Origin of the sequence: Aeromonas sp. OTU364, assembly GCF_038440395.1 — a bacterium.
Lineage (GTDB): Bacteria > Pseudomonadota > Gammaproteobacteria > Enterobacterales > Aeromonadaceae > Aeromonas.
Window position 1 is genome coordinate 23,312 of the sequence record NZ_JASATR010000028.1, and the last position, 17,542, is coordinate 40,853.

At 63.7% G+C, this 17,542-nt stretch carries 13 protein-coding genes; 4 read left to right on the forward strand and 9 right to left on the reverse strand.

Annotated elements, in window-relative coordinates; all coding sequences use genetic code 11:
* Positions 1 to 51: 51 nt before the first annotated feature.
* The 8 genes from AAHB08_RS20120 to grpE form a co-directional block, all read right to left on the reverse strand.
* On the reverse strand, positions 52 to 1,062 hold the full coding sequence (locus tag AAHB08_RS20120) for a substrate-binding domain-containing protein (protein WP_342059898.1): 1,011 nt from the start codon (positions 1,060 to 1,062) through the stop codon (positions 52 to 54).
* Between the two features lie 27 nt (positions 1,063 to 1,089).
* Complete coding sequence (locus AAHB08_RS20130) at positions 1,090 to 2,505, reverse strand: glycoside hydrolase family 32 protein (RefSeq protein ID WP_446699554.1); 1,416 nt, start codon at positions 2,503 to 2,505, stop codon at positions 1,090 to 1,092.
* Positions 2,505 to 3,869 carry a sucrose-specific PTS transporter subunit IIBC gene (locus tag AAHB08_RS20135; protein ID WP_342059899.1) on the reverse strand — a complete coding sequence of 455 codons (1,365 nt, stop codon included), beginning with the start codon at positions 3,867 to 3,869 and terminating at the stop codon, positions 2,505 to 2,507. The genes AAHB08_RS20130 and AAHB08_RS20135 overlap by 1 nt, the downstream gene beginning before the upstream one ends.
* Before the next feature lie 82 nt (positions 3,870 to 3,951).
* Positions 3,952 to 4,866 carry an aminoimidazole riboside kinase gene (locus tag AAHB08_RS20140; RefSeq protein ID WP_342059907.1) on the reverse strand — a complete coding sequence of 305 codons (915 nt, stop codon included), beginning with the start codon at positions 4,864 to 4,866 and terminating at the stop codon, positions 3,952 to 3,954.
* A 154-nt stretch (positions 4,867 to 5,020) separates the two neighbouring features.
* Positions 5,021 to 6,511, reverse strand: coding sequence for a carbohydrate porin (locus AAHB08_RS20145; protein WP_342059900.1), 1,491 nt, complete (start codon positions 6,509 to 6,511; stop codon positions 5,021 to 5,023).
* A 262-nt stretch (positions 6,512 to 6,773) separates the two neighbouring features.
* Positions 6,774 to 7,910, reverse strand: a complete 1,137-nt coding sequence (gene dnaJ / locus AAHB08_RS20150) for a molecular chaperone DnaJ (protein WP_139436326.1) — start codon at positions 7,908 to 7,910, stop codon at positions 6,774 to 6,776.
* A gap of 112 nt (positions 7,911 to 8,022) precedes the next feature.
* The gene (gene dnaK, locus AAHB08_RS20155; RefSeq protein ID WP_139436324.1) at positions 8,023 to 9,948 is read right to left on the reverse strand and encodes a molecular chaperone DnaK; all 1,926 of its coding nucleotides are present in this window, start codon (positions 9,946 to 9,948) and stop codon (positions 8,023 to 8,025) included.
* Positions 9,949 to 10,282: 334 nt separating this feature from the next.
* Positions 10,283 to 10,858, reverse strand: coding sequence for a nucleotide exchange factor GrpE (gene grpE, locus AAHB08_RS20160; protein WP_025327678.1), 576 nt, complete (start codon positions 10,856 to 10,858; stop codon positions 10,283 to 10,285).
* Positions 10,859 to 11,121: 263 nt separating this feature from the next.
* On the opposite strand from grpE, the gene nadK reads away from it, so the two are divergent.
* Positions 11,122 to 12,006, forward strand: coding sequence for an NAD(+) kinase (gene nadK, locus AAHB08_RS20165; protein ID WP_202046761.1), 885 nt, complete (start codon positions 11,122 to 11,124; stop codon positions 12,004 to 12,006).
* 39 nt (positions 12,007 to 12,045) lie between these two features.
* Here the strand turns inward: nadK and AAHB08_RS20170 are convergent, their stop codons facing one another.
* On the reverse strand, positions 12,046 to 13,206 hold the full coding sequence (locus tag AAHB08_RS20170; RefSeq protein ID WP_342059901.1) for a GGDEF domain-containing protein: 1,161 nt from the start codon (positions 13,204 to 13,206) through the stop codon (positions 12,046 to 12,048).
* 333 nt (positions 13,207 to 13,539) lie between these two features.
* On the opposite strand from AAHB08_RS20170, the gene recN reads away from it, so the two are divergent.
* The 3 genes from recN to AAHB08_RS20185 all read left to right on the forward strand — a co-directional run bounded on the left by recN (position 13,540) and on the right by AAHB08_RS20185 (position 17,459).
* Positions 13,540 to 15,204: a DNA repair protein RecN gene (recN, locus tag AAHB08_RS20175; RefSeq protein WP_265435397.1), complete on the forward strand. Its 1,665-nt coding sequence runs from the start codon at positions 13,540 to 13,542 to the stop codon at positions 15,202 to 15,204.
* Between the two features lie 539 nt (positions 15,205 to 15,743).
* Positions 15,744 to 16,625: a DHH family phosphoesterase gene (locus tag AAHB08_RS20180; RefSeq protein ID WP_342059902.1), complete on the forward strand. Its 882-nt coding sequence runs from the start codon at positions 15,744 to 15,746 to the stop codon at positions 16,623 to 16,625.
* Positions 16,626 to 17,018: 393 nt separating this feature from the next.
* Positions 17,019 to 17,459: a universal stress protein gene (locus AAHB08_RS20185; RefSeq protein ID WP_342059903.1), complete on the forward strand. Its 441-nt coding sequence runs from the start codon at positions 17,019 to 17,021 to the stop codon at positions 17,457 to 17,459.
* Positions 17,460 to 17,542: the final 83 nt, after the last annotated feature.

Here is a 17,542-nt window from a genome sequence, read left to right on the forward strand (position 1 = left end):
AAAGCCCCGCCAGCAATGGCGGGGCTTTTTCATATGAGACCTGATGGATGACTAGCGGCGACTGCGCCAGCGCACCCTGGGGGGGATCACCTGGGCGGTCTGCTCAGGAGGGTTACCCGCGATCAGCTGCTGCATCAGCTCGAAGGCGGCCCGGGCCAGGGCCGGACAATCCTGCGCCACGGAGTCGATGCGCATGGGAATGCAGTCGAGCAGATCGTGATCGTCGAAGGTGCACAGGCGCATCCCCGTCTCCATCAGTCCCGCCTCGTTGAGGTAGCGCAGCACCCCTTCCAGCAGGGTGAAGGAGGCGGTGAAGAGCCCGCGGGGCGGCGCCCCCAGCTCGGCCACCAGCTCCGCCATCAGCTGATAACCCGAGCTCGGCTGATAGTCGCGATGGCGCACCCGGGCGGGATCCGCCTCCAGCCCGGCCCGGTGCAGACCCAGCTCATAGCCCGCCAGCCGGTGGCGGCTGGGGGAGAGATCCAGCAGGCCGCCGAAGTAGTAGATCTCGGCATCGCACTCGATCGCCATGTCCCGCACCAGCTCGGCGGTGGCCTTGCAGGCGTCCGAGATCACCATGGGCAGGCGCGACTCGCCGATGTGGCGGTCGAGCTGCACCACCGGCAGGCGGTCGTGAATGCGGGCATAGATGTCGTCGCTGTGGCCGCTGGAGGCGACGATGAGGCCGTCCACCTGGCGGCTGATGAGGTTGTCCACCACCCGCTGCTCCAGGGTGGGATCATCCTCTGAACAGGCGATCAGCAGCTGGATCCCCGCCTCCCGGCAGTGGGCCTCGAGGGTGCGCGCTATGCTGGCAAACCCGAAGTTGGTGAGATCGGGGATCACCAGCCCCCAGGTGTAGCTGCGGCTCTCGCGCAAGGAGCGGGCATGAAAGCTCGGCTGGTAGTGACACTCGTCCGCCACCGCCTGGATCCGCTTGCGGGTATCGTCGGCAATCCTGTACTCCGCACTCTTGCCGTTGAGCACCAGACTGGCGGTGGCCTTGGAGACCCCCGCGAGCGTGGCTATCTGGGCAATCGTGATCCGTTTCTTCTTCTCCACCTGGCCTCCCGGCTGACTAGCACCGGGCTATTGTACTAGGCAGGCCGCCAGCGGCCAGTGATCGAGGCAAATTTTGCTGCCATCACCACCACAACGTGCGGAAAGTACTGGGTTTTCACCGGGGAAGTAGCGGGTAGACAGGGTCTGGCGGCCGCCGTCCACGAAGCACTCCAGGCTTGAGTGGTCGCACAGGAAGGTGATCTTGCCTCCAAGCCAGGGGCAGCATCGCTCCTCCCAGGCCCCGCTCTGCCAGTTCTGGCGACGCAAGGTGAGGCGCCCCGGCTGCCAGCGCAGCTCGACCAGGGTGCCGAACCAGAGGCTCCCCTCCCCGCCGAGGTGCAGATCGAGCCAGGCCGAATCGATGGCAAGGCCAGGCAGCTCGTCCACAGCCCCCTCGAAGCGGGTCTGCTCCCCCTTCAATGCCGCGAGCTCCGCCACCGGGCGCTGGCAGAGCCACTCATCCTGCCAGAACAGCTCCCGCGGGCAGCTCATCTGGTGCAGCCAGCCATAGGGGATGGTGGGCTGGCTCATCTCGTTCTCCTCCGGCAACCCCAGCCAGCCGAACAAGAGGCGCCGCCCCTGGCGGTCCTGGGTGGTCTGAGGTGCATAGAACTCGAAGCCCCGGTCCAGCTCGTGGAAGGCGCCGTGCTCGAAGCACTCGCCGTCGAAGTTGCCCGCCAGCCAGCCGCACTGGTAGAGGTTGCGATAATCGTCCCCCAGCGGGGCAATCCCCTGGGGGCAGCTGATCAGCACATGGCGGTCCCCTATCGGGAAGAGATCCGGGCACTCCCACATATAGCCAAAGTCTCCCAGCCCCCCGCGCCCGCTGCCGGCGATAGAGCCCACCAGTTGCCAGTTTTGCAGGGTCTCACCGCGATAGAGCAGCACTTCTCCCTTGTCATCCAGGGTGCGGGCTCCCAGCACCATCAGCCACTGCTGGCCGTCGTGCCACACCTTGGGGTCTCGCACATGGCCGCTGTAGCCTTGGGGCAGATCCAGCACGGGGCCCAGCTTGGCAAAACCGCCCTCACCATCGGCGCGGGCCAGACACTGATAGGCGGTGCGGCTGCCATCCGGGTATTTGACGTTGCCGGTGTAGACGAGGGTCAGGCGCCCCTGCTCGTCGCTCACCGCCGACCCCGAATAGCAGCCGTGGCTCTCATAGTCCTCGGTGGGCAGGAGCGCCACCGGCTCGTGCTGCCAGTGCAGCAGATCGGTGGAGGTGACGTGGCCCCAGCCCTTGTTGCGATGCTCGCAGCCGAGCGGATTCCACTGGTAGAAGAGGTGGTAGCGCCCGTCGTGCTCGATAAAGCCGTTGGGGTCGTTGAGCAGCCCCACCGGGGCTGCCAGGTGCCAGCGGGGCCTATGGGGATCGGCCGCCGCCTTGAGCTGTCCGGCCAGCAGGGACCTGACAACCTGGTTGAGGAGATAGGCGTCCTTCATCACTCCACCTTGTACTTGAGCAGGTAGGAGGCGGCGAAGGCGGCACCGAAGGCGATCACCAGCCCGATGATGTAGTGAATGAGGCTCATGGGCTGGACTATGGCCATGCCGGGAATACCGGTCAGCCCCACCGCCGTCATCCCCACCTTGGCCGCCACCACGTAGGCGCCGCCGCAGGCCCCGCCAAACAGACCGGCCAGGAAGGGTTTGATGTAGCGCAGGTTGACGCCAAAGATCGCCGCCTCCGTGATGCCGAGCAGGCAGGACATGGCCGCCGGCACCGTGATCGCCTTGATCTTCAGATCCCGGGTCTTGAAGTAGACAGCCAGACAGGCCCCGCCCTGCGCCACGTTGGCCATGGCCCAGATGGGCAACAGGAAGTTGACGCCTATGGCCGGATTGGTGAGCAGCCCCGCCTCTATGGCGTGGAAGCTGTGGTGGATGCCGGTGATGACGATAAGCGAATAAGTACCGCCAAACACCAGCCCCGCCAGCCAGCCCGCCTGCTCATAGAGGGCGCTCAGGCCGAACGAGATGCCATCCCCCAGCACCCGACCCGCCGGGCCGATAAAGAGCAGCGCCACGAAGCCGGTGATGATGACGGTCAAGAAGGGGGTGAGGATGAGATCCAGAGCGTCAGGGATACGCTTGCGCAGCTGTTTCTCCAAATGCGACATGAACCAGACCGCCAGCAGCACCGGGAAGACGGTGCCCTGATAGCCGATCATGGCCACATCCAGCCCGAAGAAGTCCATGGTCTTGAAGCCACCGGCCACGCCCCAGGCGTTGGTCAGGGCCGGGTGGGTGAGAATGCCCCCGAGGGTCGCCCCGAGGTAGGGGTTGCCGCCAAACTCACGTGCCGCCGTGAAGCCGATCAGGATCGGCAGTATGATGAAGGCCGCCGAGCTGAACATGTCGAGCATCACAAACATGGCGCTGTCGGCATTGACCCAGCCGTAGGTGCGCACCATGCCGAGCAGTCCCATCAGCAAGCCGGACGCGACTATGGCCGGAATGATGGGCACGAAGATGTTGGAGAGGGTCCGCGCCAGGCGCTGGGCCACATTGAGCTTGGCCGTCGCCATGTCGGTCAGCTCCGCCTTGCTGGCGGTGCCTGTGCCGGTCAGGGTGACGAACTCCGCATAGACCTTGTTGACCAGGCCGGTGCCGAAGATCACCTGAATTTGGCCGGCGTTGCTAAAGCACCCCTTGACCCCGTCCAGCTTGTCGATGGCGGCCTTGTTCACCTTGCTGTCGTCCGCCAGCACCAGCCGCAGCCGGGTGGCGCAGTGGGCGGCACTGACGATGTTCTCCTTGCCCCCGAGCAGGGGCACCAGATCCTTGGCTATCGCACTGATATTCATAATCTTCCTCTTATGACCCGCCAGCTGGCGGGCCCTTGTCACATGAGAGTAGGGGCTGTCGACCCGGGCTTCTAGCCGCAGATCAACGGCCGCTTGCGCCCGATCGCAAAAATTCATCTAGTTCGGTGTGGGTGGGCAGCGCCGTCATGGCCCCCTTGGCGGTGGTGGCGAGCGCCCCGCAGCCGTGGGCCTGGGCCAGGATGGCGGGCAGCTCGGCCAGCGTCGGCAGCGACGAACGCCCGGCCAGCGCCGCCAGCAGACCGGCGACGAAGGCATCCCCCGCCCCCGTGGTGTCGATGGGCGTCACTTTCTGCCCCACCCACTCCAGCCACTCGCCACCCAAACGGGCCACCACGCCCCCCGCCCCCCGGGTCACCAGCACCAGGGCCGGCCCCGTTATGGTGGCGAGCCCTGCGGCGAGATCGTCCAGGCCGCTCAGCAGTTGCAACTCCTCCACCGAGAGCTTGACCACGTCCGCCAGGGCCATGGCCTGACGTACCAGCGGCAGCATCTCGGCCGGGTTGCCCCACACCTCGGGCCTCAGGTTGGGGTCGAAGCAGACCCGCCCCCCTGCCGCCTTGATGGCCGCCATGGCTTGCAGGCAGCTGCCGCGCACCGGTTCGTTGGCGAGCGCGATGGAGCAGGTGAGCAGCCACTGACCTGCCTCGAAGCGGGGCAAGTCAGCCGGTTCGAGGAACTGGTCGGCACTCGGGCGCACCATAAAGGTGAAGCTGCGCTCCCCCTCTTCATCCAGTTCCACCAGCACGGTCGAGGTGTTATGGGCCGGATCCTGGTTCAGGTGGCGAATGTCGACGCCCTCCCCGCTCAGGGTCTCGGCCATAAAGCGGCCAAAGGGATCGGCGCCGACCCGGCCGATAAAGGCCGATTCACCGCCGAGCCGCGCCACCCCGACCGCCACGTTGGCCGGTGCACCGCCCGGACACTTGAGGTAGTGCTCCTTCCCTTCCGGGATCAAGTCCACCACCGCATCCCCCATTACCCACACACGATTCCCCACCTTGCTACTCCACTGCTGCACAGGATTTGCCAGAGCCGGGCCCTGATCTCTTGGTCCGCATTATCAGCTAAACCGTTTTAGCCAACCAACAGATCCCGGTGCCGGCTGCCATTTTTGTGATCGGGATAACGAACTAGAACCAGGTTTCCATCTGCACGCCAAAGTTCCACTCGCCACCGGCGGTGAAATCGCTCTGGCCCATGGCATCTGTGCTGGCGTAGTTGTCGAGCTCGGAGGACCAGTCCATCCAGGTGGCGAACACCCGCAACTCGGGTCGCTCGAAGAAGCCGGCGGTCTGCGCCTTGAAGGTGGGGGCGAAGGTGAGCTTGGTGAAGTTGCCGCTCACCGCCTGACGCCCCTTGTAGCCCTGGGGATCCAAGTCCATGTACTGCCAGGCGGCCTCGTAGACCAGTTCCACGTTCTGGCTCAGCACCTGGGCCACCCGGGTGTTGAGGGTCAGCCACTGATACTCGTCCCCCTTCACGTAGCGATCCTGGCTCTGCTCCGCCAGCAGGGCCGGGGCGACACGCCAGCGCGGGTTGAGGTCTGTGGCGCCAAACACGGCGACCCGCACCGCGTCGGCGTCCGGCAGCAGCTCGCTGTCGGAGCCCAGCCCCTTGAGCTCGGCCCCCAGGCCATGGCCGTAGAGCACGGCGGCCTTGGAGAAGCCGGGGTTGATGCCAAAGAAGCTGTCGGCGTGGTAGGCCACCAGGGTGTGCGCCCCCTTGTCCGCCGCCTCGCTGCCAACGCCGCCGTCGTTGATGCGCGCCTCGTTGTCCTTGGCCGAGAGGCCGTTCAGCATCCACTGCCAGTTGCCGAAGCGGTTGTTCATGGTGAGGATGTAGCTCTCTATGTCGGAGAGGCCGCTCGCGCTGATGTCGCCGTAGTCGCGCCCGTAGAGGGAGAAGTTCGCCTTCCAGCTGTCGGCCAGCTGCACGTCGTAGACGCCGCCGCCGGTCCCGGCCAGGAAGACCACGTCGGAGTCGAGCCAGTGGATGTCGAAGTTGTCCCGATCGAAGCGCTTGCCCGCCCAGAGCACCGAGTGCTGGAAGGGGCCGCTGAAGCTCGCCAGGTCGCCGATCTCGGCAAACACCTGGCGGGTGTTGAGGCTGGAATCGCTGGCGGTCCAGTCGTTGCTGGTCTCCACCCCGTCCGCCAGCATCAGCTTGTAGCGGGCCCAGCTGCCATCGTCGAAGGTCTGGGTCTTCAGCAGATTGGCCTCCATGTAGGTGTCATCCTCGTTGCCAAGACGACCCACGGCCCCGCCTACAGAGCCGGCCGGGGTGAGGTAGGGGCCGCCGCGCCCGCCGTTGCCGTTGCCGTTGACCAGGAGGCCGGAGCGGGCATAACCGTGGAACTCGAAGCCCTGGGCCCCGGCGGTCTGCTTGTCCACCTTCTCGCTCTGGGCCTTGGCCACCACGGCTGTCTCCCTGGCCTCGCTCGCCTTGCTCTGGGCCTCATCTGCCCGCGCTTCGGCGGCGGCGGCGCGGGACTCTGCCGCCTGCACCCGTGCCTCCAGCGCCGCCAGGCGGGCTTCGATACCGCCATCCGCCGCCCACAGCGGGCTGCTCATCCCCAATCCCAGCGCCACCGCCAGCGCCAACTTGCTCTTGAACATCGTCATCTTCCTCACCTGTCATCTGCCGCCCGTCCGGGCGCTGTTGTTATGGACGAGCAGAGGATAGCTAAACCGCTTTAGCTAACTCAATACGCCAGCTAAACCGTTTCAGCTACTTGTGATCAGAGTAACGTTTGCACAGGGAAAAGCGCCGGGAGTTGTGAGGAGGATCCCTCATCGGGATCCACTCAATAGGGGGGATCCGGGGCAAATCGCAGGCAAAAAGAAAGCCGGCACTGAAGGCCGGCTTGGGTCACGCGGGTCGCGGTTACTTGGTCAGGTCGTCGAAGAAGCGTTTCACCCCTTCGAAGAAGCCTTCGGATTTCGGCTTGTGAGTCTTGGCGGCGGCACCGCTGAAGGACTCGTCCAGCTGGCGCAGCAGATCTTTCTGGGTCTCGGTCAGCTTGACCGGGGTCTCGATCACCACCTTGCACATCAGATCCCCGACCTGGCCGGAGCGCACGGACTTGACGCCCTTGCCCCGCAGGCGGAACAGCTTGCCGGTCTGGGTTTCCGCCGTGACCTTGAGCTTGACCCGGCCATCCAGGGTCGGTACTTCGATCTCGCCACCCAGGGCCGCTGCGGTGAAGCTGATGGGCACCTCGCAGTAGAGATCGTTGCCGTCACGGACGAAGATCTCGTGCTCCTTGACGTGGACCTGTACGTAGAGATCCCCGGCCGGTGCGCCGGCCTCCCCCGCTTCCCCTTCGCCGGAGAGGCGGATGCGATCCCCGGTGTCGACGCCCGCCGGGATCTTCACCGACAGTGTCTTGGTCTTCTGGTAGCGACCCTCGCCATGACACTTGCGGCAGGGATCCTTGATGATCTTGCCGCGACCGTGACAGTGGGGGCAGGCCTGCTGCACCGCGAAGAAGCCCTGGCGCATCTGCACCTGACCGGAGCCATGGCAGGTCGGGCAGGTATGGGCCTGGCTGCCGGTGTGGGCACCGGACCCGTTGCAGACCTCGCAATGGACCTGGGTCGGGATCTTGATCTCCTTGGAGACCCCACGCACCGCCTCTTCCAGGGTCAGCTCCATGTTGTAGCGCAGGTCGGAGCCACGGGCCGGGCCGCGACGACCACCACCACGACCACCGAAGATGTCACCAAACACATCGCCGAAGATGTCACCGAAATCGGCACCACCGCCGAAGCCGCCGTGGCCGCCGCCCTGGCTCTGATCCACGCCGGCATGACCGTACTGGTCATAGCGGGCACGCAGGTTCTCGTCGGTCAGGACCTCGTAGGCTTCCTTGACCTCTTTGAACTTCTCTTCCGATGCGGCATCACCCTGATTGCGATCCGGGTGATACTTCATCGCCAGACGCTTGTACGCCTTCTTGATCTCGCGCTCGTCGGCACCTTTCGATACCCCGAGCACTTCGTAGAAATCGCGCTTCGACATACTCATCCTGTTCTACTTGAGCCGTTATGCAGACGGGCGTTGGTTACCCAACGCCCGTGAAATCATTGACTGAGCCGATGGGCAGAGTCTGCTCTGCCCATCTGGGTTGGGCTTATTTCTTGTCGTCTTTCACTTCTTCGAACTCGGCGTCGACCACGTCGTCGTCAGCCTTGGCGGAAGAAGAGGAGTGACCGGCCTCGGCACCGGCGCCTTGCGCCTGAGCCTGCTGCTGGGCAATCTCCATCAGCTTCTGGGACGCTTCCATCAGGGCCTGTTGCTTGGCTTCAATGGCAGCCTTGTCGTCACCCTTGATGACGGCTTCCAGCTCGGACAGTGCAGTCTCGATCTTGGCCTTGTCATCGCTTGGCAGGGCTTCACCGGCTTCGGTCACCTGCTTGCGTACCGAGTGGACCAGACCGTCAGCCTGGTTGCGGGTCTGCACCAGCTCTTCGAACTTCTTGTCTTCCGCCGCGTTGGCTTCCGCCTCGCGTACCATGCGTTCGATCTCTTCATCAGACAGACCAGAGGAGGCCTGGATGGTGATCTTCTGCTCCTTGTTGGTCTCCTTGTCTTTCGCGGAGACGTGCAGGATGCCGTTGGCGTCGATGTCGAAGGTCACTTCGATCTGCGGCAGACCGCGCGGTGCCGGACGGATGCCTTCCAGGTTGAACTGGCCCAGGGACTTGTTGTCGCTGGCGCGCTTGCGCTCACCCTGCAGCACGTGAATGGTCACGGCAGACTGGTTGTCTTCGGCAGTGGAGAACACCTGGGACTTCTTGGTCGGAATGGTGGTGTTCTTCTCGATCAGCGCAGTCATCACGCTGCCCATGGTCTCGATACCGAGCGACAGCGGGGTCACGTCCAGCAGCAGTACGTCGGTCTTGTCACCGGACAGTACGGCACCCTGGATGGCGGCACCCATGGCCACGGCTTCGTCCGGGTTGACGTCTTTACGCGGCTCTTTGCCAAAGAAGTCGGCAACGGTCTTCTGAACCAGCGGCATACGGGTCTGACCGCCCACCAGGATAACGTCGTCGATCTCGCCAACCGCCAGACCGGAGTCTTTCAGGGCGACACGGACCGGCTCCAGGGAGTCTTTCACCATGTCTTCCACCAGGGATTCCAGCTTGGCGCGGGTCACCTTGATGTTCATGTGCTTCGGACCTGTGGCATCTGCAGTGATGTACGGCAGGTTCACGTCGGTCTGCTGGGCGGAAGAGAGCTCGATCTTGGCCTTCTCGGCGGCATCTTTCAGACGCTGCAGAGCCAGCTGGTCGTTGCGCAGGTCGATGCCCTGCTCGCGCTTGAACTCTTCAACCAGGTAGTTGATGACGCGGTTGTCGAAGTCTTCACCACCCAGGTGGGTGTTACCGTTGGTCGCCAGCACTTCGAAGGTGGTCTCGCCTTCCACTTCGTCGATCTCGATGATGGAGATGTCGAAGGTACCACCACCCAGGTCATACACGGCAACCTTGCGCTCGCCCTTGACCTTGTTCACGCCATAGGCGAAGGCCGCAGCAGTCGGTTCGTTGATGATGCGTTTTACATCCAGACCGGCGATGCGACCGGCATCCTTGGTGGCCTGACGCTGGGCGTCGTTGAAGTAGGCCGGTACTGTGATGACGGCTTCGGTCACCGGCTCGCCCAGGTAATCCTCGGCGGTCTTCTTCATCTTCTTCAGCACTTCGGCAGAGATCTGCGGCGGTGCCATCTTCTTGCCTTTGACTTCTACCCAGGCGTCACCGTTGTCAGCCTTGGCGATGGCGTACGGCATGATCTTCAGATCGCGCTGTACTTCTTCATCTTCGAAACGACGGCCAATCAGACGCTTGATGGCGAACAGCGTGTTCTTCGGGTTGGTGATGGCTTGGCGCTTGGCCGGCTGACCAACCAGGATTTCGCCGTCATCGGCATAGGCAATGATGGACGGAGTAGTACGGTCGCCTTCCGCGTTCTCGATCACGCGAGCATGGTCGCCATCCAGAATAGCAACGCAGGAGTTGGTAGTACCCAGGTCAATACCGATGATTTTACCCATTTGACGAATCTCCAAATACTTTGAATAAACTGGCGAGGGGCTCGCCTTAAATACGTTAACGGCTAGGTGGGGCCTGACACTGTGGCTTTCAAGCACCCGACATCAAATTCTTTCCGTGTCACTCAAGTTTCCATGCCACTGAAATCAGATGCCGCCGTGGCCTTGCCACCTATATGGGGTCTCAAGCCGACGCTTCAAGCCCTGACCTTAAAAAACCGCGCATTCTTGCCACTTGGGCGCAAGAGTGCTTGCCAAATGGCGCCATTGCATATTCTGATGGCGCCGCTACCAATAAAAAGCCCGCCGAGCGGCGGGCTCAGCACAGGGACGGGACTCAGGCCGGGGCCTTGGAGACCATCACCATGGCCGGACGGATCACCCGACCGTTCAGTTCATAGCCCTTCTGCATCACAGCGATGACGGTGTTGGGCGCCAGTTCGGCGTTTTCTATCATGCTCATGGCCTGATGGGCGTTGGGGTCGAACGGCTGGTTCTGCGGATCCAGGGCGACCAGGCCAAACTTGGCCACCGAGCTCTGCATGGATTTGAGGGTCAGCTCGACCCCTTCGATCATCGGCTTGAGCGCCTCGCTCTCCTTGTCGGCGAGCTCGATGGCGCGCTCCAGGTTGTCCAGCACCGGCAAGAGCTCTGCGGCGAACTTCTCCAGCGCGAACTTGTGGGCCTTCTCCACGTCCTGGGCGGCACGACGACGCAGGTTTTCCATCTCGGCGACGGCACGCACGGCGCGCTCGCGCTCTTCCAGGGAGGCCTGCTGGGCCGCTTCCAGTTGGGCCTCCAGCTCGGCAATGCGGGCCTGCTCGGCTGTCACTTCACTGTCTACATCGGTCGGCTCGACTGGCTGGACTTCCACTTGCTCCATCGCTTCAACCTTTTGTTCTTCGTGGCTCATGACATCTCCAATATTCAGGGTTGCTTATGAGGGGCTGCTGACGTTCAGACAAGCGACACGCGTCAGCGGACCCTGTGTTGGCGCTATTATGGGGACGCAGCCCCGGCTTTCAAGGGGAAAAGGGCATATCGGGCACAATGCCTGCCGCCAGCCGGCCAGCTTGCCGCTTTTCGGGGCCGATTGCGCCAAGGGGCATGGAGACAGACAAATCCCCGGCAAAGCGCGGTATACTCCCCGCAAGACTTCCCCAGACCCGATAACCTATGGATTCTCCGTTCAAAACCGTTGCCCTCATCGGCAAGCCCCATCATGAAGGGGCCAACCAGACCCTCAGCGGCCTGTATCAATACCTGAGTACCCGCGGTTTTCGGGTGCTGCTGGAGAGCCGGGTCGCCCAGACCTTGGGGATCCTGGGTGACAACGTGATGGATCTGGTGCAGCTCGGCGAGCAGGCGGATCTCGCCATCGTCGTCGGCGGTGACGGCAACATGCTGGGAGCCGCCCGGGTGCTGTCCCGGTTCGATGTGGCGGTGATAGGGGTGAACCGGGGCAACCTCGGCTTTCTGACCGATCTCTCGCCCCAGGACTACCTGCTGCCGCTGGAACAGGTGCTCTCCGGCCACTACAAGAGTGAACACCGCTTCCTGCTGGAGGCCGCCGTCTATCGTCACGGCGAGCGCAAATCGAGCAACCTGGCGGTGAACGAAGCCGTGCTGCACCCGGGCAAGATAGCCCACATGATAGAGTTCGAGGTCTATATCGATGGCAGCTTCATGTACAGCCAGCGCTCGGACGGCATCATAGTGGCCACCCCCACCGGCTCCACCGCCTACTCGCTATCGGCGGGGGGCGCCATCCTCACCCCCAAGCTCAACGCCATCACGCTGGTGCCCATGTTCCCGCACACCCTGAGCAGCCGTCCCATCGTGCTGGACGCGGACAGCGAGGTGCGGCTGCTGGTCTCCCCCGACAATCAGGATGACGCCATGCAGGTGAGCTGCGACGGTCAGGTGACTCTGGCGGTCCACCCGGGGGACGAGATCCTCATCAAGAAGAGCCAGCACAAGCTGCACCTGGTGCATCCGCTGGATTACAGCTACTTCCACGTGCTGCGTAACAAGCTCGGCTGGGGCAGCAAGCTGTTCTAGCAAGCGGGCCCTGGCCGACGCTAGCCTGAAGGCGAGGGCCTAGCCCTCGCCCCCCTCAACCAGCCGAAGCGGTCCGGGTTCGAGCTGCAGATGCACGCCATTTCTCCCCGCTGCCTTGACCCTGTACATGGCCTCGTCGGCCTTCGTCAACATGTGTGCCAACCCTGTCTCTGCACAGGCGCAGACGCCCCCCACACTGACCGTCACCCCCTCGCACGGCGGGCAGGCCCCCTGACGGGAACCCGTCTCTATCTGGCGGCGGATCCGGTCGCAGATGTCCTGGGCCATCTGGCTGTTCACCCCTCCCATGATGAGGGCGAACTCCTCGCCACCTATGCGCCCCACCAGATCATCCTTGCGCGCCTCGGCCACCAGCACCCGGGCCACGTAGCGGATCACCTCGTCACCGCAGCCGTGGCCAAATCGGTCATTGACGCTCTTAAAGTGGTCTATGTCGAGCACCACCACGCAGCGCATCTGCCCCGGCAACGCCCGCTCCCCCAGCCTGAACAGGCCACGCCGGTTGAGCACCCCGGTGAGGGGATCCCGCTCCGAGAGGGCCAGCAGCGCCTGCTCCGCCTCCACATAGGCCACCAGGGGCAGTAGCAGTACCGAGCCTATGGTCAGCACCATGTGCATGAAGAAGATGCCATCCAGCAGCCCGTTTCCGTTGCCCATGCGACTATCAGGCCCCAGCAAGAGCAGCAGCCCCTGGCTCAGCAGTATGGTGAAATGCAGCAGATAAATGGCAGCGACGGCATGGAGCACCCGCTTCTGGTACCGGCTGAGGGAGACGATGAGACAAGCACACCAGAGGTAGACCACCGACTCCATCAGGGCCAGCACCATGCGCACCTCGAAGCGGCTCGACAGCCCCAGATAGGCAAGCAGCAACAGGACAACCCCTCCCCACAGGGGACGGGGGCGCCAGGACCGGCCATAGAGGGCATAAAAGCCGGCCAGCAACAGCAATATGCTCATGAGGGAGACCAGGCCACCGACCCTGATCCCCAGGGCCGGATGACCACTCCCTATTCCCAGACTGAGCAGCAGGATGGAGAGGGAGAAGAGGAAGGCCGACAGGGACCAGAACAGGAAGTTGCGCCGACCCGGCTTCAAGAAGTGGATGAACAACATGAGCAGTGCCGACATCAGATTGATTGCCAGGGAGATCAACAGCAGGGTCGGAGTGTGGATCATCTGGACGCATCCTTGGTGTGAGGCACGGTGGCCTGCCCTTGAACCTGAGCCATGCCTGTCTCGAGTGTGTCTCAGCCACCCCGACTCCACAAGTTCACCGCCGCGACAAGACCCCATAAAGGTGAACGAATACAGGCTCATCGCGCGACTGCCCCAGGCTCATATCCCCCATGGGATGTCATGGCGGCTCAGCGCCTCTCTCAGTGCCGCCCCCCTCGCACAGCCCCTCATCCCTTGCCCGGCAAAAAATCCCGTCACACACACTTTACTGTATATAAGACCAGTATATACTGGATGCATACACAGTAATGTTGACCCATACAGGATGAGACCATGCTGACCCAGCTGACCGTCAACAACTTCGCCATCGTCAAGTTTCTCGAACTCGATCTGCAATCCGGCATGACCTGCATCACAGGGGAGACGGGGGCAGGCAAATCCATTGCCATCGACGCCCTCGGCCTCTGCCTCGGCGAGCGGGCCGAAGCCAGCATGGTGCGGCCGGGCAGCGACAAGACGGAAGTCAGTGCCCGTTTCCTGCTGGACGGCAACCCCGCCGCCCGCGCCTGGCTCGCCACCAACGAGCTGGAGAACGACGGTGAGTGCATCGTTCGGCGGGTGCTCTCCGCCGAGGGGCGCTCGCGCAGCTACATCAACGGCGTCCCCGTCCCCCTGGTGCAGCTCAAGAGCCTGGGTCAGTTGCTGGTCAACGTTCACGGCCAGCACGCGCATCAGCTGCTGCTCAAACCCGACTATCAGCTCGCCCTGCTGGACGGCTATGCCGGTCACCACCTGCTGCTCGATGAGGTGCGCCAGCACTATCAGCATTGGCGTCAGCTGCAGAACGAGCTCAACCGTCTCAAGGCCGAACAGCAGCAGCGGGAGGCCCGCCGCCAGCTCATCGAGTATCAGGTGCAGGAGCTGGACGAGTTCGCCCTGCAACCCGGGGAGTTTGAGGCCATCGAAGAGGAGCACCAGCGTCTCGCCAACGGCACCGAGCTGATGCAGGAGTGCGGCTATTGCCTCGACCTGCTCTATGACAACGAGGAGACCACCATAGCCGGCCTGCTGCAGGTGGCGGTGGACAGAGCCGAGACCCTGGTCGGCATGGACAGCCGCCTTGGCAACGTGCTCGGCATGCTGAACGAAGCCCTGATCGGCGTGCAGGAGAGCCACAGCGAGCTGCGCAGCTATCTGGATCTGCTGGAGCTGGATCCCGAGCGTTTCAACGAGCTGGAAGCTCGCCTCTCCAAGGCGATCAACCTGGCCCGCAAGCACCACGTCAAACCCGCCGAGCTGGCCCAGTTCCACCAGGATCTGGCCAGCGATCTCGCCCGCCTCCACTCCGATGAGGAGCGGTTGGAGGGGATGGAGGATGAACTGGCCGAGGCCCGTCAGGCCTTTGTCCAGGCGGCAGAGGTGCTCAGCCAGAGCCGTCAGCGCTATGCCCAGGAGCTGGCCACCCAGGTGACTGCCAGCATGCACGAACTGGCGATGCCCGATGGCCGCTTCGCCATCGAGGTGCGCCCCGACGCCCAGAGCAGCCTTTCCCCCCTTGGTATCGATCGGGTGGAGTTCATGGTCACCACCAACCCGGGGCAGCCCATACAGCCGCTGGGCAAGGTGGCCTCCGGCGGCGAGCTGTCGCGCATCAGCCTCGCCCTGGTGGTGATCAGTGCCCGCAAGATCTCCACCCCCACCCTGATTTTCGACGAGGTGGACGTGGGGATCAGCGGCCCGACGGCGGCCGTGGTGGGTCGCCTGCTGCGCCAACTCGGCGAATCCACCCAGGTGATGGTGGTCACTCACCTGCCCCAGGTGGCCGGCAAGGGTCACCAGCACATGGTGGTCAGCAAGCACACGGACGGCAAGACCACGGAGACCCAGATGCAGGCGCTCAACCAGGGGGCCCGCCTCAACGAGCTGGCCCGTCTGCTGGGGGGGGATCAGATCACCGACAACACCCTGGCCAATGCCCGCGAGCTGCTTGCCTCCTGAGGGTGGTGCGACAAGCCATCGACGCCGCTCGCCGCCTCTGGGGCGGCGAGCCATTCAGCCTTCGTCGACATGAGCGGGAGTGAGTCATCAACCTTCCGACGCCAGCCCTAAGCGCCATGTCATCCACCTTCATGGTGACCTGACCGGAAGGAGAGCCACCAAGCGGCCGGTACGGGGGGAGTGATCAACCTCCCCGGTTGCCTGTCCAACGCGGCGGATCTTGGCCCCAGGTACGATCTGCCCGAGGCGCCGAGTCATCGCCCCCGGCAATCTGCCAGGGGGCGGCGGGCACCGGCACTAGCACTAGCACAGGGCTACCCTATGCCTCGGCTGCCAGGCGCCCAGTGCCACCAAGGGCTTGGGTCGATGGCGTGCTCCCGGCACCTCCCCCAGCCCTCGGCACCCCGAGCGAAGAGCGGCCGAATTTGCCCCCCTGGCCGCCAGACAGTAGAGTGGAACCGACTCGGGCCCCATGGCCCCCTCTGGCCCGGCGCCGCGACATGCGGCCGAGACCATCACCCGACATCAGGAACCGCCTCATGCTTCATGTCTTTGGCCACAAGAATCCCGACAGCGACAGCATCTGCACCGCGCTGGTCACCGCCGACTGGCTCAACCGTCAGGGTCGACCCGCCCAGGCCTATGCCTTGGGTGAACCCATTGCCGAGACCCGCTTCATCCTGGAGACGGCGGGCGTGGCGGCCCCCCCGGTTCTAACGGGCAGCGTCGCCAACAAGCCGGTCTTTCTGGTGGATTTCAGCGAACTGGAGCAGGGGACGGAGGGGCTGGCCGAGGCCGATGTGCAGGGCCTCATCGATCACCACCGCATCGGCACCCTCATCACCCGTGGCCCCCTCGACGCCTGGATCAGGGCGGTCGGGTGCAGCGCTACAGTGCTGCTGGAGCTGATGGGCCATGACAATCTGTCCCGCGCCCAGGCCAGGCTGCTGCTGGGGGCCATCATCAGCGACACCTTCAACTTCACCTCCCCCACCACCACGGCAGAGGACAGGCTCGCGGTCGAACGGCTGCTGCCCATCGCCGATCTGGCCCTGGCCCCCTTTGCCCAGACCCTGCTGGAGCGGCGCACCCAGTTGGGCGATACCCCTCTGTGCGAGCTGCTCGTCGCCGACGAGAAGGCCTACCAGATAGCGGGCCATTCCCTCATGGTCAGCCAGATCTGCGTGATGGACCCGAGCCAGCTCCACAGCCGGATGGAGGAGCTGCATCACGCCATGGTGCAGAGGCTGACCCTGGACTCGCTGGATGGCTATGTCTTGATGCTGACCGATCTGGCCAAGGGGTGCAGTGAGCTCCACTTTGCCAGCAGGGGCATACTGCCAGCCGAGCCGGTTCACCTGGCGGGGGCCCTCAGCCGCAAGAAAGAGGGGCTTCCCTGGTTGACCCGACAGCTGTCATAAGCCCCCAGCCAGCCCCTGTCACAGTGGCGGCCCGCCGACCGCCACTGGGATTTTCCCCTTCGACATCGGCCCCCTGCACCTTGGCTCGAAGCCGGGCGAGCAGCATGATCACCAGGCACAGCCAAGACAAACCCCACGGCTGTGCTACCCATGGACCTTTTACCCATCCCATTCCTCCATCAAGGGGGCCATGGGCGGCATGTCTTCATTCTCCGTTCAACTGCGTCTGTTATGCTGATGTAAACAAAGGTGATCTTGCGCGCCATCACCGACAAAGGATGACGTCTGGCGCCCACAGACAAGTGAGAACCATGCAATACAGGGCGGGATCACTGTGGTAGGGGACAGCTCCTTTGTCCCCGGTGACCCGCGCCATGCCAAGGAGAACTGCTGATGACCCACACCAACATAGTGCTGTTGCTGGAAGGCAAGGATTACGAGCAGGAGACGCTGGCCAAAGCGAGCCGCCTGGCGCAGGGGCTGGGGTGCGATCTGACCCTGTTGCACCTGACGCACAGCAGCAAGGTGCGCCACAATAGCCTGTCGCTGTCCGAGGAAGAGCGCAGTGCCCAGGGCACATTGGATGCCAAGGCCATCATCAGCGAACTCATCACCCTGCTGCCTCATCCGGTGGATTACCACTGCCTGGTGGTCGATGACGTGGTCAGGGATCTGGGCCAGTGGCTGAGCACACACCCGGCTTCGCTCCTGCTGGTCGGCAGCCGTCACCACTGGATGGAGGGATCCTTGGCCCGCCTGCTCATCTACAAGCTGCCCGTCGATATCCAGATCTGCCACGAGCCCTATGCCGAGCAGCTCAAGGCGGTCGGCTGAGTACCCGGGAGGCCCCGGAAACCGCGGGCGCCCCGCAATTTTAACCAAAGTTTTCAACCCCGGCCCCGGGACAAACCCAAACG